Origin of the sequence: Chroogloeocystis siderophila 5.2 s.c.1 (genome assembly GCF_001904655.1) — a bacterium.
Lineage (GTDB): Bacteria > Cyanobacteriota > Cyanobacteriia > Cyanobacteriales > Chroococcidiopsidaceae > Chroogloeocystis > Chroogloeocystis siderophila.
In genome coordinates this window covers 109,959-130,636 of record NZ_MRCC01000013.1, presented here as the reverse complement: position 1 = coordinate 130,636, position 20,678 = coordinate 109,959, and the positions used below count along the sequence as shown (strand labels likewise).

The window sequence follows — 20,678 nt, the reverse complement described above, 5'->3', positions numbered from 1 at the left end:
GAGACTACTGAGCAGCGATCGCAGGACCAGTTGTCGGTTTACCTGGTTTCACTGCACTACCTACGCGCGCGCGATAAAGTTTGACTAGCTGTTGCTCTTGCTGCATCATATCTTGAGCAATATCGCGTAATAGGTCAGTCGTTACAGGGTCGCTTGTACTGACCATCAACGTAGAAATATCGTTGATACCTGTTTGCAAATCACCCAAGGCACAGCGCATTTGATAGATATCGTCACTACCGCGAAGCGCAGCTTTGACTTTAGCGTATTTATCGGCAATATTTGCGGTTAATGATGGTTTTTCGCCCAAAGCGGCTAAACGGGCTTCTAGTTTTTGGATGTGCTGCAACTTACTTTGCATCATTTGTTGAAAGAGCGATCGCACTTCGCTATCCGATTCTTTTTGTGCATATTGCTCTAGCGCCTCTTGCGCATAACGCTCACCCGCCAACGCTGTATTTAAAGCTTGGACAATTTCGCCTTTGGTTGAACCACCCCACGCATCAGCGAGTTTCCACCATTCTGCATTTCTATCAGATTCGTCAGGAAGCGCAGCTTCTTTCCCGCCATAGCCTAAACGGCTCAAAATCGCGGTTGTAAAAATTGGCAAATCTCCAGGTTGACGCGAAGTAATTAAATTACCATCAACGACTAACGGCTCATCGACATAATTTGCACCCGCGTTGATCATGTCTTTACGCACTGCAACAAAGCCGGTTGCGGTCTTACCTTTGAGTAAGTCACCTTCAATCAAAACCTGTGGTCCATGACAAACCGCAGCAACGATTTTGCCTTGTTCCATTGCTTCTTGCACAAAGCGTACAGTATTTGGGTTGCGGCGCATTCTATCCGGAGCCATACCCCCAGGAACAATTACCGCATCAAATTCAGAAGCCATCGCTTCTGTGGTAGTTCCGTCGGCTTCTTTAGCGAGCTTTCCTTGCTTACCTTTGTACGTTTCATTCGTCCGCGAGCCAAGAATTGTGACATCAAATCCTGCTTGCTTCAAAGCGTTGTATGGAATTTGAAATTCGACATCTTCAACGCCATTTTCAATGAGAATAGCGACCTTTTTGCGATTTCGAGAATTGCTAGAAATTGTCATTTTACCTCCTAAATTGTGGTGTGTTGATTCAATATTCAAATGAGATTGCTAAGTTACTGATAAATTGGTGCAATTTGTTTTGCTGTAGATAACTTGTCGTCGTTGTAAACACACTTGTGCGCAGATAAGGAAGACTACTGTTGCTTGATTTGAATGATGCATTGAGAAAATGCTTTAACAATATACCTGCCATTTCTCATACAGTATTGGCGATCGCAAGTAGGTTGACGCTAGTGTGTTTGAGATTGCTGTATTTGTAACAACGCAGCTTTACATCAATTCCTTTTTCTAGGTTATGTAGCCTGCCCTTAGCTTCTCGTCACTCCAAAGGGATATATTTCTTCTCTCATAAGGGATATCCCCTAAGAAATAGCTTGCCTTGCAATCAAAAAGGTTATGGTGGAAATATAGACGATTAGCAACAAGTTTTATCAAATTTTCTTGCAGTTTATGAGGATATAAGGCTATGGCTGAAAAAGCAAATAAAGCAACTCCAGACAAAGATTTTATTAATGATGAAGACTTAGAAGACACAAATCCATCGTACGGTACCGGAGTACATACACCACCTGGAGTTGATTCAGGTACAGCAGCAGGGCGGCGTATGAGTGACTACACTGATGTCAGTCCAGAATTGTCAGGCGGTGACTTAGATGCGGCGTGGGATCAAGCTGATGTTGCGGGCGAAGAAGCCGTAGGCGGAACCGCGGCAACTCCCGATCAGAACGTTGTCGATGAAATCGGTGCTGCTGTAGGTATAGATATGGCAGAAGAAGAGTACGTCCATACCACCGAAGTGTTGAACATTCGTGACGATCGCCGTTGGGAATTAGATCCGCAATCCTCCGAGGACTATGAAGAACACGCGGAGTGAATTTTAGTCGGGTAGAAATTATGCTCTACCCGATAAGCGAATTGCTATTTAATTGTTTGCGTATCTTTATTATCTAATCCTTCTTGTGCGTGTTCCAAGCGTAATTCACCTTGCGGTTCCGAACGAAACCACATTGGAGTATCAGAACCAACAGCGCCTTTAGCTACAGTAACGCCGCCGTCAACTAACCACAACGCACCCGTAACATAGCTAGCTTCCGAAGAAGCAATAAAGGCATACACATTCGCAACTTCTTCCGGTGTACCGCGTCGCGCCATCGGCGTACCCTGAATTAGCATTTTCTCCATTTTGCTATCCATTGGACCTTTTTCTTTGCGCGTCCACGCGGTATCAATCGCCCCAGGACAAACGCAGTTAGCGCGGATACAGTACTTTGCTTGCTCAACCGCAACACCCTTCATAAAAGAGTGCATCCAGCCTTTTGTACCCCCATACGGCGTGTTTTGCGCAATCCCATTAAACCCTGCTTCTGAGCCAGCTGAGACGATGTTACCACGCGACTTTTGCAAGTGTGGTAGGGCATACTTAGTCATTAAAAATGCGGAACGGATATTCATCCGCATCGTGTCATCAAAAACTTCAACTGGATAATCTTGCGTTTCCGCCGTTGCGAGAAAAACTCCGGCGTTATTAATCAGAATATCCAGTTGTCCGTATGCAGTGATTGCGGTCTGGACACAGTTTTGCGCATGAAATTCTTGCGAAACATCACCTGCGTAGGGAACTGCATCACCACCATATTTTTTAATTGCGTCTACAACATCTTGGATCGGATCGTCGGGTAAGCCGTTGACAACAACTTTTGCACCTTCTTTCGCAAATTTGTGGGCGATCGCTTCACCAATTCCCGTACCTGCTCCAGTCACGATCGCAACCTTGTCTTCTAAGCATCGGTTCACATTCAATTCCTCCTAATCTAATACTTCAATTTGCTGAGCATAAAGTTGATATACATCTGTCTTCAGTGGGGTTCATTGAAATCGCGTCTTTTGATACCGTTCGTTTAGGTTAGTTTTCTAGATTGCTAGCAGAGGTCAGAGAGGCAATGCAGTGTATTACCCACAGTCGGAGTCATGATTCTGAGTATCTTTCAATGTTCTTACCATACTGACTAATGTTATAGCGAAAGAATCTAGCTGTAGTTTATTTGAGCAATTTGAGTCGAGGTATTTATGCCAACAACTAACGATGAGACGATTACGCAAGTCGTCAAAGCTTTTCAAAGCTTAGGTGTAGACGAACAACTGGCTTTGTTCTGGTTTATTTATAAAGAAATGGGTGATTCGATTACACCTGCTGCACCTCAAGCGAGTACTGTTTCTCCTGATATTGCGGAAGGACTTTTCAATCAAATTAAAGAAAAATCGCAAGAAGAACAATTACAGTTTCAGCGCGATTTGATTAACAAAGCTGATACTGAATATACGCGGATGTACGGCTCTATGAGCGATACGACTAAATTATTAGTTTGGTATCGCTTAGCGCAAGGAATGGATAGCGGTACAATTATCCCCATGCCTCCTAACTACGAGCTTTCTTCTGAAGCAAAACAAGTTCTAGAACAAATAAAAGGACTGGAATTCGAGCAACAAATTACAACCTTACGCGATTATGTCTCACCGATGGGTGCAGAACCCGCAGGTGGAGCAGAAGTATAGATGCAATTTGCTTTTTTTGAGTGAGAAGTTGAATTTGTCATTCTAGTATTTCTAGATAACTCGGAAATGCAATAGAAACGTTATAGCGAAGTAGTTAGAAAGTTGAGTATTTTCGCTTTCTAACTTCACAAGTGTAAACGTATTCTCAATCTCATACCTGCAATCGGAATTGGGTCATTATCTAACTGCGTTGTCATCTGTTTTTCCTGTTCTCGAAAGTCAGCTAAGACAATAATCGAAATTGAAGAGGGTGCTATGACTTCTGCGAACATGGATGTTATCAATCAATCTGTAAAAGCTTTCAAACAATTAGATATCGACGATCGCCTAGCTGCGATGGCTTTAATATATCAAGATGTGGCTAGCGCAGTTCCCGCTGAAGTAGGAAATGCATCAGAAGTATCTGGGTTAGTTGCAAAAATTCAGGAACTGTCGCCAGAAAGACAAGTTGATGCGCTGCGCGATCTCTTACCTGCAAGCCGCAATGATCAAAATGAAACAACGCTCGATCCTAATCCTAGCAAGGCATTAACCGAACTCGTTTCTGGGGGAAATACTGTTCCAACAAGCGAGTATGGTTCGCTGAAAACCGAGTCGAAGTTAGCATTTTGGTATCAGCTAGCCCAAAAGCTTGGTCATGGTGTTGTCGGAATACCAAGTGATTATAGCCCTTCGGCGCAAGTGTCTGAGTTGTTAAGTTCACTGCGATCGCTCGATACCGAACAGAAGTTGAACTTTTTAACACAAATCGTTTAGGCGATCGCCATGACACTAGCGTTCATGTTCTAGTGTTAGTGCATCTGACAACTTGCATTATATATTTATATTCCTCAGTGTTGCTACGGTATAGTATTAATTTGTACCAGTAACTAGTAGCAGCATTGAGGAATTTTTCCTTCTAGTGAATTGCAAACGCTGCTAGCGAGGAATACAAATGTAGAGATGAGCCAATTTTATACAGCGTTACGTTGGTTAGGCGTAGCAGCGTCAGTAATAGCAGGTGTCGTTGTTTTTATTTTGTACTTTCGAGGAACGTTTCGCGATCGCATCGAGTACAAAATCAAAAACGTTCCCGCGCCGCGCGATCCGCGTTTTCCTTTAGCACTTGCTAGCCTATCAAACTCTGTGACAACCAGCGGACGCTTAACAGGTTTTTGGGTAGAATCTGAAGCGATCAATGCAGCGAGACTTGCGGCTATTCGTAGCGCCCAGCACGCGATTCATTTTGAAACCTTTTTCATGACTCCAGGGCGACGCGTCAATGACTTAGCTGATGCACTGATTGAACGCGCGCAAGCGGGTGTTGAAGTTGAAATTGTTGTCGATCAATACGGTGCAAAAAAACTGTCACAACGCTATTGGCAACGATTACGCGCCGCCGGAATTAATATTCATTTCTACAACGATTTTAACTGGAAAGCTCCGGTAGATTACTTTGCGCGTACGCACCGCAAACTACTCCTCATTGACGGTAAAGTAGGCTTAATTGGCGGCGCAGGAATTTCTGACTATTGGGATGGACTCGATAATATTCAAGATACAGGTCCTTGGTACGATTTTGAGATGCGCTGGGAAGGTGAAGTCGTCGCAGCCCTCGAAGGAATATTTATGCAGCACTGGACTTATGTACGCGGTACTGCTGATTTAGATCCTCAAATTTTTAATCCGCTACCAAACGATGATGCAATTGTCTTAGTCACCGCTGGTGACGATCCTTCGTATCGCGCCTCATCGGTGAGAGCATTATTTCAAGTGAGTATCTCGGCTGCAAAACAACGAATGTGGATTGCTAGCCCCTACTTCATACCCGACGAAAACTTGCAAACAGAACTTGTCAGTGCAAAAAATAATGGAATCGATGTCCGCATTCTGACAAATGGTAGTCAGTGTGACAAAAAATTTGTTTACTACGCCTCGTGCCAACTTTACGGCAGTTTACTCAAAGCAGGCGTGAAAATTTACGAATACCAACCGAGTATGATGCACGCCAAAGCCTTACTTTTAGATAATTACTGGGTGAGTAGCGGAAGCGCAAATTTCGATCCGCGCAGTTTCTTCCACAACGACGAACTTGAGATATCTTCTGCTGATGAGCAACTCGTGCAAAATATCGAGCAATTCTTTCTTAAAGGATTTGCAAGAAGCGAACAGATTAACCAAACTCAGTGGCACAGGCGTCCTACTTGGCAGCGCATCGTAGGCAGAGTTGTATTATTCTTTCAATCGCAATTATAAATAGCTGAACGGTTAAAACCGCAGCTACATAAACAAAACCTGTCTTCACAGATTTCTATACAACATACTTTTCATTAGCCCACGACGCAGGTGGGCTTAGTTTTTAAGCTGCGACTTTAGTCGCCAAGCTAGTTACCTACTCTGACGTGTGACCTCTAGTAGATTACCTAACAAAAGTAAGGTGTGATTTTCATTAATGCTAAACTTTCAATGTTAGATTCGATTCAAGTAAATAGTGCAAATACAATAGGATACACTCGATGCCAGTTGCTGGGAATGCAATCAAGTTTGGTACAGACGGTTGGCGAGGAATTATTGGTGAGGAGTTTACCTTTGATAATCTCTCGCTAGTTGCGCCGATCGCTGCAAAAGTCTTATCGCAAACGTATGGCGATACAGGTAGCAATACGGTTATTGTTGGTTATGACCGTCGCTTTATGGCAGAAGTGTTTGCGCAAAAAGCCGCAAAAGCCGTCACCGAAGCTGGTTTTGATGTCTTGCTATCAGAAACTTACGCTCCTACCCCAGCGTTTAGCTTAGCAGCAAAGCAGCATAATGCATTAGGCGCATTAGTCATTACAGCGAGTCACAATCCTGGTAGCTATCTAGGATTAAAAGTTAAAGGTGCTTTTGGTGGATCGGTTCCGCCGGAAGTTACGCGAGAAATTGAAGCATTGCTGAGTGAACCATTACCAACCCAGACAACTGGTAAAATATCGCACTTTAACCCTTGGCAAAACTACTGCGAAACATTACGCGCGAAAGTAGACATCGAAAAAATTCGCGCTTGTATTACGCAAGGAAAGCTGAGTGTATTTGCAGATGCAATGCACGGTGCTGCTTCTGGCGGGTTGTCGCAGATCTTGGGAGTACCCATAGAGGAAATTAATAGTGATCGCGATCCTCTCTTTGGTGGCGGTGCGCCAGAACCGTTACCGCGCTACTTATCGCGCCTATTTCGCCTGATGCGATCGCACCAAAGAAACGCGGTAGAAGCTTTAGCGGTAGGATTAGTCTTTGATGGCGATGCCGATCGCATTGCTGCGGTCGATGGACAAGGCAATTTTTTGAGTTCGCAAGTTTTAATTCCGATACTCATCGAACATTTAGCGGTTGAGCGCGGTTTGACTGGCGAAATCGTGAAAACGGTGAGTGGTTCTGATTTAATTCCCAAAGTTGCTGCGTTACACCAGCTATCCGTTTATGAAACACCGATTGGTTATAAATACATTGCCGATCGGATGTTAGAAACTCAGGTGTTACTAGGCGGTGAGGAATCGGGCGGAATCGGTTATGGAACGCATATTCCCGAACGCGATGCTTTACTATCTGCACTATACGTCCTCGAAGCGATTGCAACATCGCAAACAGATTTAAGCGATTTATATCGTCAACTGCAAGCAAAAACTGATTTTACTTCTGCCTACGATCGCATTGATTTGCCACTTGCTAGCATGGAAGTGCGATCGCGGCTATTAGCGCAACTCCAAAATCAATCTCTAAGCGAAATCGCGGGCGAACGCGTTCAAGACTGTCTCAGCATCGATGGCTACAAATTCCGGTTAGCCGATAACAGTTGGCTAATGATTCGTTTTAGTGGTACTGAACCCGTTTTACGCCTATACTGCGAAGCCCCCACAATGCAACAAGTCCATCGGACTTTGGCTTGGGCAAAGCAGTGGGCAGAATGATTTGTACTGTCCACTGCTTCCATGGAACCCCAAGTTCCAACTTTAATATTAGGGTTCTAGCTTTGATTGTGAGGCTCTACTGATGAATGCGTTATCTGTTAGTCAACAGCCAAACTTACTCGTAGTTGCTACAGGTAATCCAGGTAAGCTACGCGAGATGCAAGCTTATCTTGAAGATTTGGGGTGGGAACTGATTCTCAAGCCAGAATCGTTGGAAGTTGAGGAGACAGGGAGTACTTTTGTTGAGAATGCTTGTCTCAAAGCATCTACGGTAGCAAAAGCAACTGGTCAGTGGGCGATCGCCGATGATTCGGGTTTAGCCGTCGATGCTCTTAATGGCGCTCCTGGCGTGTATTCTGCGCGGTATGGTCAAACTGACGCTGACCGCATTCAACGCGTCTTAAACGAACTAGCAAAAGCAGCAAATCGCCAAGCAAAGTTTGTTTGTGCGATCGCGATCGCGCGTCCTAATGGTGAAATTGCGCTGCAAACGCAAGGAATTTGTCGCGGTGAAATCCTCTTTACCCCTCGCGGTAGCGGCGGCTTCGGCTACGATCCAATTTTCTATGTACCAAGCCACAACATGACTTTTGCTGAAATGCCTCCTGAAGTCAAACAGCAAGTCAGCCATCGCGGTCAAGCCTTTAAAGCACTACTTCCCCAACTCACACAACTTCGCGTTGAGCGAGCGGTATAGAAAGCAAAGGGTGCAGGGGGAGCCAGTTGCGTGCGGGAGTTCGCCCCGTTGAGCAAACTGGCGTGAGCAGAGGAAGAATAGTGTTTTATATTCAACTCAAAACGCATCACTCAAAACTCATAACTAGCCACTCGCTCCTTACCCCTCACTTTTAGTTTTTTATTACACTGCTTCTAGATTCTTTTCTCCGGTACGAATCCGAATCACTTGCTCTACAGGTGAAATAAAGATTTTACCATCTCCAATTTCCCCTGTACGGGCGGCAGCAATTACTTTGTCTACCACCATATCAACTTGACTATCCTCAACAACGATTTCAACTTTAAGTTTTTGCAAGAATTCTACCGTGTATTCCGAGCCACGATAACGTTCTGTTTGTCCTTTTTGCCGTCCAAAGCCGCGAACTTCAGAAACTGTCATCCCAACGATACCAGCGTTAACTAGCGCGATTTTGACTTCATCGAGTTTGAAAGGACGGATAATTGCTTCAACTTTTTTCAATTTTCTTCACTCCTTATTTAAGTTCGCTTAGCATTCAAATAAACGCTATCACCACATCAGTTCTAAAACAAAGTCAATTATAGGATGATGTTACATTCAGTCAATTCGTTATTTTCCATAAAAAGTATGACAGGGTGCAGTGTTTGTACTGGTGAGTAAAACATGAACTTTTAAATACCATTCAATGATCTCAGTATTTAGTAACAAATAATACATTAAACGAGTAGCACGTGGCTTTTTAGTAAAAGATTTCCTTATTCAACGATTAGACCGCAGTGGTCCCACAATAAGATAGCCTGCACCAAACGCCGAGACGATAATGACTAAGATTGCGATCGCCAAACCCCAACCATTGACTTCTGAAGCGGTTGGAGACATGCGACGGCGATATTTCCCATCTTCTTGTTCTGTCTGTAAGCGCCCAACCGTACTTGTTTGCTTTGGTGGTACAGTCATCGGCTTGACTGTTTTTTTGCGGCGCTGCGTTGACCGCGAAGACGAAGCAGGTCGAGTAACATGATAATTAGGGCTATAAGGTGGCGTACCATCAACGATTTGTTGCAGCCGGATAACCGACTGGACCGCTGTTTCGATTTCCTGTCGAAGTTGCTGATTTTGTTTGGCTAATGCATAGTTTTCCGCACTCAGCAAGTTGATTTTGGCTTCTGTCGCTTGCAGTTGTGCAACAAGTTCCTTGTATACCGAAAGCGGTACCGAGGGTGAGTATTGTCTTCCAGAGGTGGAATTAGGGGGAGGGGTTGTACTCGATCGCATCGATGCCTTGGCATAAAGAACAGAACTTCATCAGGCTAGCCTGGTCTGTATTAGTTAGCGATCAGACTCAGCCATTCTGTAAGGTTATGCACAAGAATAGTCGATCTTGCCTTACTTTTGTAGCTACTTAGAAAAAAGTAAAAAATAAGCTTTATCGTCTTTTATAGCAATGGTCAATAGAGTTAGAACATGATGGAAGATCAGAACCGCTAAATTCAACTAGCTTTTAATTCTGACCTCTACTATAGCCATCTACGGCTAACAACGGGAAAAAGTGTCCTACAGGTCCTTGTCCATTACCAATATCTAAAGCATATTGCAGCGCAGTAGTCACATACTCTTTCGCACGGCGGACAGCAGTCAAAGTATTATCTCCCAGCGCTAAATGAGCCGCGATCGCTGCTGCTAAAGTGCAACCCGTACCATGCGTATTATCGGTATCTACCTGCATCGTCGTTAAAGTTTCCCAGTGTTGTCCATCAAACCACACATCCACACCGCGCAGATTACCTGCCATTCCGCCGCCTTTAACCAGAACTGCTTTAGCACCGAGTTGATAAATTTGCCCCGCCGCCGCCCGCATATCATCGATGTTATGAATTTCTAAACCACTCAACAACTGTGCTTCGTACTTGTTTGGCGTGACAACAGTTGCTAACGGAATTAAACTTTCTCGCAAACTGACAACTGCTGCATCGTCAATTAACTGCGCGCCTGTACGCGATACCATCACCGGATCGACAACCAAATTCTGAATTTCTAATTTCCTTACTTGCTGGGCAACGGCTGTGATAATCTCTTGATTTAACAACATCCCTGTTTTCGCAGCTTGAATTCCAATATCTTCAACAACGGCTTGTATTTGTGCAATCACAGCCGCTGCTGGTAGCGCGTCAACACGCGTCACTCCTAGTGTGTTTTGTGCCGTTACGCAAGTAATCGCACTCGTACCATGAACACAATGAAAAGCAAACGTGCGTAAATCTGCTTGAATTCCTGCGCCACCACCACTATCGGAACCAGCAATTGTCAAAGCAACACGGATCTTCGGTTTTGTCACAATTGTAAATTGAGTTACGTCCTAGCAAATTAATTATAAATAGCAATTGAAGCGGGATAATAACTATTGCACTTATAAGCTTTGGCTTTTTTTGTATATTTCTGGTAGTTTCCACCAAGGAACATTGGGATATTCATGATGTTCTCGATGATAACCGAAATGATAACAAGTAATGAATGACCAAAAAATAGGCAACGGATTACTCTGTGCTTTATGAACATTTGTATATCCACCTACTGGCTCTCGATGCGGTAAGAAAGTCCCAAAATAAAATAGCTGTACTGAACTTAAAATAGAAGGAACAATCCAAAATAAAGTCAAATTCTTTTCAGGTAAATGTAATACATAACTTCCCAAATAAAACATAGCAATTAACCCTGCTAACCTCCACCAACTCCAGTACTTTTTCATAAAGTGGAAATACCAGCTGAAAAAGTTTACTTGCTTACCATTATGAAAGTCTGGGTCTAAATCAGTAGCGGGGTTTTGATGATGCTGCCAGTGCGTTTTTAGGAGTTTTTTATATGAGAAAAGTGCGTATAGTCCTACTGCTACTGAACCAATGAAGTTATTAACTCTAGCATTCTTTGGAAAAACGACTCCATGCATAGCATCATGTGCCGTAATAAACAAACCTGTATACAAGAATGTTTGCAAAAGTATAGCAGGTAGAAAATTGACGCTGGGCGTATTTGAAATATCTATAGAAAGGAGATAAGCTAAACTTACTGCCCAACAGAAAATAACTAAGATAGCCATTAATAAACATTGATATGTATTTACGCTTGTACTTTTCTGTTGTGAGTTCTTTTGTAATGTAGCTATAAATTGACTCATATTATCAAGACTAATACTTTTTTTGTTTGTCCATCGTGTTATTAGGCAGCAAAGTATACTCAGGACAAAAGACTCCCGTTTATTTGCTGCTAGTAACTCTTGTATTGACTACGCTAGTTTTAAATTTTGATGGCAGCCTGCTGAATTTCAAGAAAGTAGTACGTGCTCAATTTTGTCAATTCTTATGACTACAAAGAGCATCGCAAAGATTTTGAACATTTTGATACTTTTTGCCGACTTTTTTAGTCAATTACCAATCACTCAAGATATCAAAGAATAAAACTTTACAGCCTAAATTTTAAGCTAAAAGTTGTGTTACACATAGCTTTTACTACGAGGTACTTATTCTGACAAGCAATATGTTTTACAGCAAAAATCAGAAGCTTTATCGCCTACTTTCCTTAGAATCAAGAATTACACTACTTCGACTTATCTATCCTGAAAGCTTCCTTTTTTACTTAACTTTACATTTCTTATCATAGCATCAAACACAGCCTCGCAGTCTTTCTTTAGTCATAAAAAAGAGCTAACCTCTTTTAGTGTTTAAGCTATAGAAATGTTTCTTTTTATACCAAATCAATGTATTTGTCAAGCCTTTCTATACCAGTGTATAGATATCAATGTGGTAAGAGACTCAGGTTAATTACTGACAGTATGGTAGTCCTATGATTAATTCTTATAGATTTTATAAGTATTTAAAAGAAGATAATTAAGTAGGCGATCGCCGTCATTTCAACTCCTGAACAAAGCTAGAGGGTAGCAGATAGAAAGCTTTTATGTTCTAGAAACTAACTTCTCTTTTTACCAAGAGGGTTTGAAGTCCTAAGTTTACTTATGATGATTTTTAGCCCTCTGTTTTCCTAAAAAACACTTTATCTTTGGCGTAGCGAAAGATAGATATTTCTGCCAACAGAGAGAGGTACAGTGAAAACCAGAGCCAGCTAATAGATCTTGTGAGTACAGCATCAAGATGGCACAATCATGGCGACTACAGTTTTAATTACGGGTGCTTCGCAAGGTATTGGCAAGGCAACAGCGCTATTGTTTGCTCGCAAAGGTTACGATTTAGTCATAGCAGCCAGACAACTAGAACCATTACAAGCCGTAGCGGCAGAAATTCAAAGTCTTGGTCGCCAGGCGATCGCAATTCCCACCGATGTCCGCGATCCAGAACAAGTCAAAGCCCTAGTGAGTAAAGCCCTAGATCATTACGGTACAATTAACGTACTTGTTAATAACGCAGGAATTTACATTTCTGGTCCTGTAGAAGAGTTCTCATTAGAAGATTGGCATCAAACGCTTGATACCAACTTGTGGGGATATATTCATACGATTCATGCATTGCTACCGCACTTTCTCGCGCAAGGAACTGGCACAATCATTAATATAAGTTCGATTGGTGGTAAAGTTCCTATTCCCTACCTTGTGCCATACACAACAAGTAAATATGCAGTTACGGGTTTAACAGAAGCGTTGCACTCAGAACTCAAGCCAAAAGGAATTCATGTAGGTGGAATTTATCCAAGCATTATCAAAAGCAACTTTTTAGAACGTGCAATCCTTCGTGGTAAAGATCAAAAAGACGCACAAAGACGCCTTGACCAGCTTAACCAAGTTCTAAGTACTCCCATCATTGAAAAACCAGAAGATGTTGCCGAAGCTGTGTGGGAAGCAGTGAAACATCAGCGTGAAGAAATATTCGTCGGTTCGGCGAATGTTTCCAAAGCTGCTTACGGGCTATTTCCTGGATTAATGCAGTTAGTTTTTCGTAGAGGGTTGAAGCAGCAAAAAGACTAGTCTGCTATCTCATCGAGATGTTCAGTAACGGATTGATAGAGATTCAGCACATGGCTATCTTGAAGATTATAAAAAACATTGCGCCCTTGCTTGCGGTAGCTAACTAAGCGCATTGTTCTAAGCGTACGTAATTGATGCGAAACCGCTGATTCGCTCATGTCTAAAGCCGCTGCCAAGTCGCATACGCAAAGTTCTTGTGCGGCTAAAAGTGACAAAATTCGCAACCTGTTAGGATCGCCTAGCAAGCTAAAAAACTCTGCCATGCGCTGCGCTTTTTCAGTATTGAGAACTCGATGTTGCAGACAGTTTACGCTATCGACATCAACAGGATGTGGTGGATGACACTTAAGCCTTTCATCCTGGGTAGAATTCGTTAATACTGAATCGGCAGTATTGATTGATGACATTTGACAATCTATTAAGTATTTTACCTAGACACTCCAAGTATAACTTGAGCTACTCGCTGAACTTTTTTAGCTGATATCATCCTATGCTAGATTGGCTATCGCTATTTTATAGCCTCTATTTTTGGCGGGTTGTCAACTTTGCAATCTGTATGGGAGAAACTTCCTACCATTGATTTGTCTGGAAACCGCTCGGTCTATGCGATCCTAGTTTGAGGAGTGCGCAAACAAAATAAATTCGTTTTCTGACAAGATGAACACCGTAGAACAATTAGCGGTTATTGCAAGTAATGATTTATGGAATTTACTACAATTTCCGTTTATGCAGCGCGCGATCGCGGGTGCGATGTTAATGGGAATCCTTGGTGGTTTACTTGGTAGCTTTGTCACTTTGCGACAGCTATCTTTTTTTAGTCATGCAGTAGGTCATGCAGCGTTAGTTGGTGTGACTCTAGGCGTGTTGCTACAGCTAAACCCTACTTGGATGTTACTGCCTTTTACGTTAGTGTTTGGCTTGGTTGTCCTGTACTTAATCGACCAAACCGACTTAGCAAGCGATAGCATTTTGAGTATTGTTTTATCTGGTGCTTTGGCAATTGGTGTCATTCTTAGCAGCTTAATCCAAGGCTACCGAGGTAACTTAATGTCAGTTTTATTTGGAGATATTCTGGCAATTAACGCGATTGACTTGGTTTTGACACTGCTAGTACTCGTTGGTAGTAGCATTTTTCTTTTACTGACACTACGACAACAAATTTTGTTGACTCTTAACCCTGCTGTTGCCCAAGTACAGGGTATCCCAGTGCAATTTTATCGCTATGCCTTTGTTGTGCTGCTGTCTTTTGCGGTGGCGATCGCGATTAAAGCAGTTGGCGTTTTACTAGTCAATGCTTTTCTTGTCATTCCTGCGGCTACGGCTAAACTTGCAAGCGATCGCTTTATTCGTTTTTTAGTAATGTCTGTGCTAATTGGTGCTAGTAGCAGCATTGTGGGCATGCTTGTGTCGGGTATTTTGAATTTTGCCTCAGGTCCGAGCATCGTTCTTATCCAATTTTTAGTGTTTGTCGCTGTCTTTGGTTGGACAAAGTTAAAATTCAAAGCTGCTTAATTCAAAAATCTACTTGCAAAGCCAATATCAATTTGCTACATTAGTTAAGCGCAAAAAACACGCCTGCCGGGATAGCTCAGTTGGTAGAGCAGAGGACTGAAAATCCTCGTGTCGGCGGTTCAAATCCGCCTCCTGGCATCCGCTTAGATGAGCGTTTCTACGCTCTACCGCTCATCTAGCAACTAGATATTTACTCAAATGAATAAGAATTAAGCACACCTTAAGTTTGGCTGCAAAGCCTTACATTTACGTCATCATGTGATTTTTACGAGTTAATCCGTTCAAACTATTGTGGTTAGTTCGTTTCACAATCAGCTAGTCCAAATGAATTTTGAGCGACAACTGAATCAAGCCAATGGCAGACTCAAAGCCGCGAATGTTGGCGTTGCGATCGCAGAGTAAGTACTACCTGTTGTAATAGGAAGCCGAATTTAGGCACAAAACTATGCAAGGCTAATGTTATACGTATAATACTCATTGCTTAAACTTAATATGATTTTTTTGAGATTAATTTAAATACAACGAAAATGTAGTACAAATATTGCTATTCAAGACTATGCTTTGTTAGAACAAGATGCTTTTAATAGGTTGTCTAGTCAAAATGAGCAACTGCGAATAACTATGAATTGTGCATCAAGTATTGAGGATTCGTACTGTACGCCGCTATAAGTAAATTTATGTTAAAAAAAGTATAAAAATCTTGCTTGATATCCGTGAAAATCTCATAATTAATTGCAGTTTGTATCTTAGGCTTCAGTTGCCTGAAATACTTAGTTGCCTAAAATATATATAGAGGAATTCTAGGAAGCTCTGCCCAGAGATGAGAGTGCTGGCTATAGCGAGTCTGATAGCACAGTTGTCCTAACGCTTTTTGTGGGATTGATCATCGAAATAAGGTAAGTCAAGGCTAAATAAAAGATAACATTTTGGCTTAGTTGTTTAAAGTTACAGTTAAGTTTAGCGCGTCAACGCTAGGAGCAGTTGTCATGATTGGTTTTATCAAAAATATATTCAGTGGAATTTTATCTTTTTTTATTGGGCTTTTCGGTGGCAAGAAGTCTCAACAAAACCAGCCCAGTTTAGAAGGTGACAAGTCAGCAGCAAATCCTGCTAAAAAGAAGCGAAAACGCAATGGCTATTTTATGGAACTTGATGAAGCTGAGGAAATGCAGCCCACAAATGGTAAACAGCAAGTAAAACAAGCATTAGAGCCTGTTGCAGCTAAATTAAATGAAGTAGCTCAGAACGCTGAACCGATCGCGGCTAAAGTGACTGAAGTGGCTCAAAAGACGGCTGAACCAATTGCGGCTAAAGTGAGTGAAGTGACTCAAAAGACAGAAGAAACTGCAACAGTTGCCAAGTCTCAGAAAGTTGAACAGCCGGCGACAGTCACTAAATCTACCAAAACAGAGGAGCCCGCGACAGCAACACAAGCACCAAAAGTACAACTGGAGCAAACAGCAGAGGGCGTCAAACCTGTACCTGCTAAGCCAGCGGCGAGCAGTACAATTAATAAACCGCAAACCGAAACAACGTTTGCGCCTAAATATCTTAATCCAGCAGCTAGTTCAAACGGTCGCCGTCGTCCAGGTCCAAATATGAACTCATTTTTGGATATGGCGCGTCAAGTCAAAACTCCTGGATAAGATACTAAATTACCAAGCTAGTAACTGCTGACAGCTTTAATCAAAGCTAGTCCACTATATAAATGAAATGCTGGGTCCCAAGGTGTCTCGGTTCTGCGGAACAAATTGATATGAGACTTGAGGTGTCCCAGCATTTCGCTTTGGTCAAGGACTGTATCGGCAAAAGGTGCAAAGTCATCCTGGACATTTGCTTGGGGTATTTGCTGTTGAAAGAAGTTGCTGAGGCGATTCCAATTGAGTCTGACCGTTTGATTGTTGAGATGATGTGTCATCTCACATCCTTGTTGAAATTGATAGCTGCGATCGCACAACCGAAGAATACAAAATCTTTCGGGAAGATGAAGATCGCAAAATTGTGCATAATCTTGCGTTTGCGTTTTGCGCTGTAGTTTCCCACGCACATCACGATCAACGACTTGCTCAAAAATCGGTAATTGCGCCGTCACCCGCTGGCTCACTTCTGACCAATCAAACGCTATTGAACGTTGTTGACTTTGCTCATTGTGACACACTACAGTCGGAGGTGTCGTTGATTGAAAGTAGCTGACTTGAAAAACCCGAATTTTCTCAATTTCTGCAAGGGTTGTCCAAAAACAAGGAATTCCAGCCGCACGTAAATTCTCACCCAAAAAACGCAGTTCGCCAATTTTGCCACTTTTGTAAAGTTTCCAACCGCGTGTTGGTAACTTGAGACGCGCAGTGTAAGGATCTAGCTGCATGATTTGCGCAAATTTTTGGGCAGCTGTCGTTTTAATTTCTTGTGGAATTGGTTCTAAAATTAATATACCGATTTGTGTATTTTGAGGATCAGCAGTCGAAGCGGCGATCGCCTGTTGTCTTTGTTGTTGCAATCTTTCCTCAATGCGCTGCAAACCTTGACGTGCTTGAGTTAGTACTTTAGTATTCGTTGTACGCTGTAAGAGTTGACGATAAACGCTTTCTGCTAGCACAAATTTCCCAGAAACTTCGTGTAATTGCCCTAAGTAAAGCTGCGCCCAAGCATTTTGGGGTGATTTTTGCAGAACTTGTTTGACTAATTGGGCTGCGAGACGATAGTTTTGGCACTTCATTGCAGCAGCGATTTGCTCTATCATAAAAATACAATGGGCTTTTCTTCTTAATTTACCCATCAAAGGCTGCTGAGACTAACGACATCGCAACAATCGGCGCAGTCACTGCACGCAAGACTCTACGACCTAGCGAAACAAGTTGAAATTCCGCCGCGATCGCGCCTTCGATTTCTGGCGTTGTCCATCCGCCTTCAGGACCAATCGCAATCGTAATTTCTGTAGAAGTCGCTGTGAGTAAGGTTTTTAAATGTGGATAGTTACGCCGCGCTACACAAAAATACAACTGCCTTGAAGTTGCCGCTGCAAGTGCTTGATGTAACGGAACAGGTTCTAATATAGTTGGGATAAGACTGCGTTCAGACTGTTCAGCAGCTTCTTTGGCAATGCGTCGCCAGCGTTCTAATTTTTGCGGACTTGGTTGAAGTAAAGTGCGATCGCTCAATACTGGCATAATACAACTGACGCCAATTTCCGTACAGCAGCGGACGACTTCATCGAAGCCGTTTCCTTTAGGTAATGCCAAAATTAAATTGACCGCAACTTTTAACTCAGATTCGACAACAATCGACTCAAGAATTTGCGCATAGTTTCCTGATAAGACGGCTAGCCACGAATTCCCTGTACCATCCATCGCAATAAAGTGATCGCCTTCCCGTAACCGCAACACTCGATGAAGATAATGCTGTTGTTCGTTTGCCAGCAAAATTTGCTCGTTGTGCAGCTGGGTAGGTGCGATCGCCAATCGTTGTAATTGCCCCATGAAATTTTAGATTAACTAACCTAAAACTCGGATGACTGATCTTTGAGGTAAGTTTCTAGTGCTTCATTTACCATCGCCGTTAAAGTTTTCCCCTCACGGCTACCAATGATTTTGAGCTTGTCGTAAACATCATCGCGGATACTAATGCGGTGACGCGATCTGATTTTACCGTTGCTTGCTGGTACACTCTCAACAACAGCAATCTGCTCGTCAGCGGCGGGTTGTGCGGTTTCTTCAACAGCTTGCGGGGTATAGTTTACTGCAAATTCTCGAATTGACGCTAAGCCAACGCGATCGCAAAAATCGCCGAAGGTTTCTGTACCTTGACGCGCTTGTTTGAAGTAAACAAATACTGGTTCAAATTCTGCCTCTAGGTTGTTGAGATGCATTTTTTCGATGTAGACTTGTGCCAAGCGCGTTTGGTTCGCGCTACCACCCAACCATATTTGGTACATTTCTGGACCAGTACCGACAAAGCCTAATTCTGCCATGTATGGTCTTGCACATCCATTCGGACAACCTGTCATCCGAATCACGAAATGCTCGTTGCCTAAACCGAGTTTCTGCAACAATGCCTCGATGCGATCTAGTACACTCGGAATGATGCGTTCCGATTCGGTTGTTGCCAAGCCACACGTTGGTAATGCAGGACAAGCCATCGCATAGCGCACCAAAGGCTTAATCGCATTTGGATCGGCTTCTACTTGACAGCGACTCAGAATCGCTTTAATCGCTTGCCGTTTTTCGGGTTCAATCTCGTAGAAAATAACGTTGTGGTGCGGTGTTAGCCGCATCGGTAAATTGAACTGTTGAACGATCTCGCGTAAAGCAGTACGTAGCTGCATTTTGGCATCGTCCATAATCCGCCCATTTTGCACAGAGATTCCTAAAAAGAGCTTGCCGTCTCCTTGTTCGTGCCAACCTAGAAAATCTTCGTATTGAAACTCAGGTAGTGCTTTGAAGGGTTGTAACGGCTTCCCAAAGTATTTTTCCACCATCGAGCGGAACTTGTCCACACCCCAATCGTGAATCAAGTACTTCAAACGTGCGTGACGTCGATCTGTGCGATCGCCGTAGTCTCTTTGTGTCGCAACAATCGCCTTAACAATATCGTAAACATCTTCTTTGTCTACATAACAAATCGGATCGGCTAAACGAGCAAACGTTTCTTCTTTATTATGCGTTCGTCCCAAACCACCACCCGCATAGACATTAAATCCCACTAGTTCATCGTCATTCATCATGACTACCAGCGTCAGATCTTGGGAAAATAAATCTACCGAGTTATCTTTGGGAACTGTAACGCAGACTTTGAACTTGCGCGGCATATAGTGCGTGCCATAAATTGGCTCCTCGCCTTCATGGAACGTTGTTCCAGTCCCATTTTTCTGCCGCGCTTCTTTGACTACGGGATCTTCCTCAGCACTAATTGCTTTTTCCCCGTCCAACCAAATTTCGTAGTATGCGCCTGTTTGCGGCGTTAGCAAATCTGCGATATTCTGCGCATACTTCCACGCATACTGATAATCTGCACGATTCTTGAACGGTGCGGGTGGTGCCATAACATTGCGGTTCACGTCTCCGCAAGCTGCTAGCGTCGAACCTAGATTTTTAATAATGGCGCCGATCGCATTTTTGAGATTCTTCTTCAAAATCCCATGCAGCTGAAATCCTTGTCGCGTTGTCGCACGTAACGTCTGATTGCCGTATTCTTCTGCAAGCTTGTCCAGTGTTAAATATAGTTGTGGCGGTACCAATCCCCCAGGGTTTTTCGTCCGCAGCATGAATTGGTAATCTTTTTCCTGTCCCTTGACCCGATTGTCGCGGTTATCTTGCTGATATGACCCATGAAACTTTAAGATTTGTACCGCTTCTTCGGTAAAATGCGTTGTATCCTGTAGCAGTTCTGTCGCTACAGGTTCGCGGAGAAAATTACTGCGTTCTTTGATTCCTTCTACCTTGGAAGGCTTTTTCGTTGCGGGTGTGGGAATGGAAGAATTAACCATTGCAATTTTCGGCAGGTGTTCTCTTTATATAGATTTATGACAGACGCGAGTAATTAATAACACATCTATGCATTTAGTAAATTCCCAGTAATCCAGTCGGCATTACGGTGAATACTTCGATCTTAGCACGGTAAAAAACAGGAGTTGCCATTAAGTATGCTATACAACTCCTGCACAATCAAAACAAGGATTTTGTGATAAAATCACCCTTATTTTAATAATATCTTAAAGCTTGAGCGCGGGCGATCGCTGATATAGGTATCAATTCCTAAAGTTAATGCTTCACAAAGTTATAAATACGCTTAACTCAACACTTTGAAGTTTTCCTTAAAAAGGATTTTGCTCAGATATAGCAATCCTATTTGAGGTGTAAGATTTTTTTGAAACGAACCACAGAAGAGCTATGGCAAAGTTGCGGGGGTGGCGCTCCAAGC

The 20,678-nt window shown here is 42.9% G+C and carries 19 protein-coding genes and 1 tRNA gene; 10 read left to right on the top strand and 10 right to left on the bottom strand.

The annotated features are described in order from the left end of the window. Window positions 1-4: 4 nt before the first annotated feature. Window positions 5-1,105 (bottom strand): DJ-1/PfpI/YhbO family deglycase/protease, encoded by a 1,101-nt coding sequence (locus NIES1031_RS16290; RefSeq protein WP_178378160.1) that lies wholly within the window; start codon window positions 1,103-1,105, stop codon window positions 5-7. A gap of 466 nt (window positions 1,106-1,571) precedes the next feature. Between NIES1031_RS16290 and NIES1031_RS16285 the strand changes: the two genes are divergently transcribed. Beyond that, window positions 1,572-1,979 carry a DUF6335 family protein gene (locus NIES1031_RS16285; protein WP_073550566.1) on the top strand — a complete coding sequence of 136 codons (408 nt, stop codon included), beginning with the start codon at window positions 1,572-1,574 and terminating at the stop codon, window positions 1,977-1,979. 44 nt (window positions 1,980-2,023) lie between these two features. Here NIES1031_RS16285 and NIES1031_RS16280 read toward each other — a convergent pair whose 3' ends face one another. After that, on the bottom strand, window positions 2,024-2,899 hold the full coding sequence (locus NIES1031_RS16280; RefSeq protein ID WP_073550565.1) for an SDR family NAD(P)-dependent oxidoreductase: 876 nt from the start codon (window positions 2,897-2,899) through the stop codon (window positions 2,024-2,026). Between the two features lie 273 nt (window positions 2,900-3,172). On the opposite strand from NIES1031_RS16280, the gene NIES1031_RS16275 reads away from it, so the two are divergent. From NIES1031_RS16275 to rdgB, 5 genes are all read left to right on the top strand, one after another. After that, entirely contained in the window at window positions 3,173-3,658 is a 486-nt protein-coding gene (locus NIES1031_RS16275; RefSeq protein ID WP_073550564.1) for an orange carotenoid protein N-terminal domain-containing protein, read from the top strand. Between the two features lie 255 nt (window positions 3,659-3,913). After that, entirely contained in the window at window positions 3,914-4,414 is a 501-nt protein-coding gene (locus NIES1031_RS16270) for an orange carotenoid protein N-terminal domain-containing protein (RefSeq protein WP_073550563.1), read from the top strand. Window positions 4,415-4,600: 186 nt separating this feature from the next. After that, window positions 4,601-5,893, top strand: a complete 1,293-nt coding sequence (locus NIES1031_RS16265; protein ID WP_073550562.1) for a phospholipase D-like domain-containing protein — start codon at window positions 4,601-4,603, stop codon at window positions 5,891-5,893. Between the two features lie 260 nt (window positions 5,894-6,153). Beyond that, entirely contained in the window at window positions 6,154-7,584 is a 1,431-nt protein-coding gene (locus NIES1031_RS16260; protein ID WP_073550561.1) for a phosphoglucomutase/phosphomannomutase family protein, read from the top strand. Between the two features lie 82 nt (window positions 7,585-7,666). Beyond that, window positions 7,667-8,281, top strand: coding sequence for an RdgB/HAM1 family non-canonical purine NTP pyrophosphatase (rdgB, locus tag NIES1031_RS16255; RefSeq protein ID WP_073550560.1), 615 nt, complete (start codon window positions 7,667-7,669; stop codon window positions 8,279-8,281). Window positions 8,282-8,443: 162 nt separating this feature from the next. On the opposite strand, the gene NIES1031_RS16250 is transcribed toward rdgB, so the two are convergent. The 4 genes from NIES1031_RS16250 to crtW form a co-directional block, all read right to left on the bottom strand. Further along, window positions 8,444-8,782: a P-II family nitrogen regulator gene (locus NIES1031_RS16250; protein ID WP_009632395.1), complete on the bottom strand. Its 339-nt coding sequence runs from the start codon at window positions 8,780-8,782 to the stop codon at window positions 8,444-8,446. A 258-nt stretch (window positions 8,783-9,040) separates the two neighbouring features. Further along, window positions 9,041-9,556 (bottom strand): bZIP transcription factor, encoded by a 516-nt coding sequence (locus NIES1031_RS16245; RefSeq protein ID WP_073550559.1) that lies wholly within the window; start codon window positions 9,554-9,556, stop codon window positions 9,041-9,043. A gap of 226 nt (window positions 9,557-9,782) precedes the next feature. Then, window positions 9,783-10,616 (bottom strand): bifunctional hydroxymethylpyrimidine kinase/phosphomethylpyrimidine kinase, encoded by an 834-nt coding sequence (gene thiD / locus NIES1031_RS16240; RefSeq protein ID WP_073550558.1) that lies wholly within the window; start codon window positions 10,614-10,616, stop codon window positions 9,783-9,785. Between the two features lie 72 nt (window positions 10,617-10,688). Beyond that, the gene (gene crtW / locus NIES1031_RS16235; protein WP_073550557.1) at window positions 10,689-11,453 is read right to left on the bottom strand and encodes a beta-carotene ketolase CrtW; all 765 of its coding nucleotides are present in this window, start codon (window positions 11,451-11,453) and stop codon (window positions 10,689-10,691) included. Between the two features lie 981 nt (window positions 11,454-12,434). Between crtW and NIES1031_RS16230 the strand changes: the two genes are divergently transcribed. After that, window positions 12,435-13,250 carry an SDR family NAD(P)-dependent oxidoreductase gene (locus tag NIES1031_RS16230; RefSeq protein ID WP_073550556.1) on the top strand — a complete coding sequence of 272 codons (816 nt, stop codon included), beginning with the start codon at window positions 12,435-12,437 and terminating at the stop codon, window positions 13,248-13,250. On the opposite strand, the gene NIES1031_RS16225 is transcribed toward NIES1031_RS16230, so the two are convergent. Continuing rightward, on the bottom strand, window positions 13,247-13,657 hold the full coding sequence (locus NIES1031_RS16225; RefSeq protein ID WP_073550555.1) for an ArsR/SmtB family transcription factor: 411 nt from the start codon (window positions 13,655-13,657) through the stop codon (window positions 13,247-13,249). The genes NIES1031_RS16230 and NIES1031_RS16225 overlap by 4 nt on opposite strands. Before the next feature lie 250 nt (window positions 13,658-13,907). On the opposite strand from NIES1031_RS16225, the gene NIES1031_RS16220 reads away from it, so the two are divergent. The 3 genes from NIES1031_RS16220 to NIES1031_RS16210 all read left to right on the top strand — a co-directional run bounded on the left by NIES1031_RS16220 (window position 13,908) and on the right by NIES1031_RS16210 (window position 16,408). Continuing rightward, the gene (locus NIES1031_RS16220; RefSeq protein ID WP_073550554.1) at window positions 13,908-14,762 is read left to right on the top strand and encodes a metal ABC transporter permease; all 855 of its coding nucleotides are present in this window, start codon (window positions 13,908-13,910) and stop codon (window positions 14,760-14,762) included. 65 nt (window positions 14,763-14,827) lie between these two features. Continuing rightward, a tRNA-Phe gene (locus NIES1031_RS16215) sits at window positions 14,828-14,900 on the top strand. 848 nt (window positions 14,901-15,748) lie between these two features. Continuing rightward, window positions 15,749-16,408: a hypothetical protein gene (locus NIES1031_RS16210; protein WP_073550607.1), complete on the top strand. Its 660-nt coding sequence runs from the start codon at window positions 15,749-15,751 to the stop codon at window positions 16,406-16,408. 17 nt (window positions 16,409-16,425) lie between these two features. Here NIES1031_RS16210 and NIES1031_RS16205 read toward each other — a convergent pair whose 3' ends face one another. From NIES1031_RS16205 to sir, 3 genes are read right to left on the bottom strand one after another with little or no spacing between them, the layout of a single operon-like run. Next, window positions 16,426-17,502 carry a tetratricopeptide repeat protein gene (locus NIES1031_RS16205; RefSeq protein WP_073550606.1) on the bottom strand — a complete coding sequence of 359 codons (1,077 nt, stop codon included), beginning with the start codon at window positions 17,500-17,502 and terminating at the stop codon, window positions 16,426-16,428. Between the two features lie 28 nt (window positions 17,503-17,530). Further along, a complete protein-coding gene (locus NIES1031_RS16200; RefSeq protein ID WP_073550553.1) occupies window positions 17,531-18,238 on the bottom strand; it encodes a 16S rRNA (uracil(1498)-N(3))-methyltransferase in 708 nt (235 codons plus the stop codon). 20 nt (window positions 18,239-18,258) lie between these two features. Then, window positions 18,259-20,244 carry a sulfite reductase, ferredoxin dependent gene (sir, locus tag NIES1031_RS16195; RefSeq protein ID WP_073550552.1) on the bottom strand — a complete coding sequence of 662 codons (1,986 nt, stop codon included), beginning with the start codon at window positions 20,242-20,244 and terminating at the stop codon, window positions 18,259-18,261. Window positions 20,245-20,678: the final 434 nt, after the last annotated feature.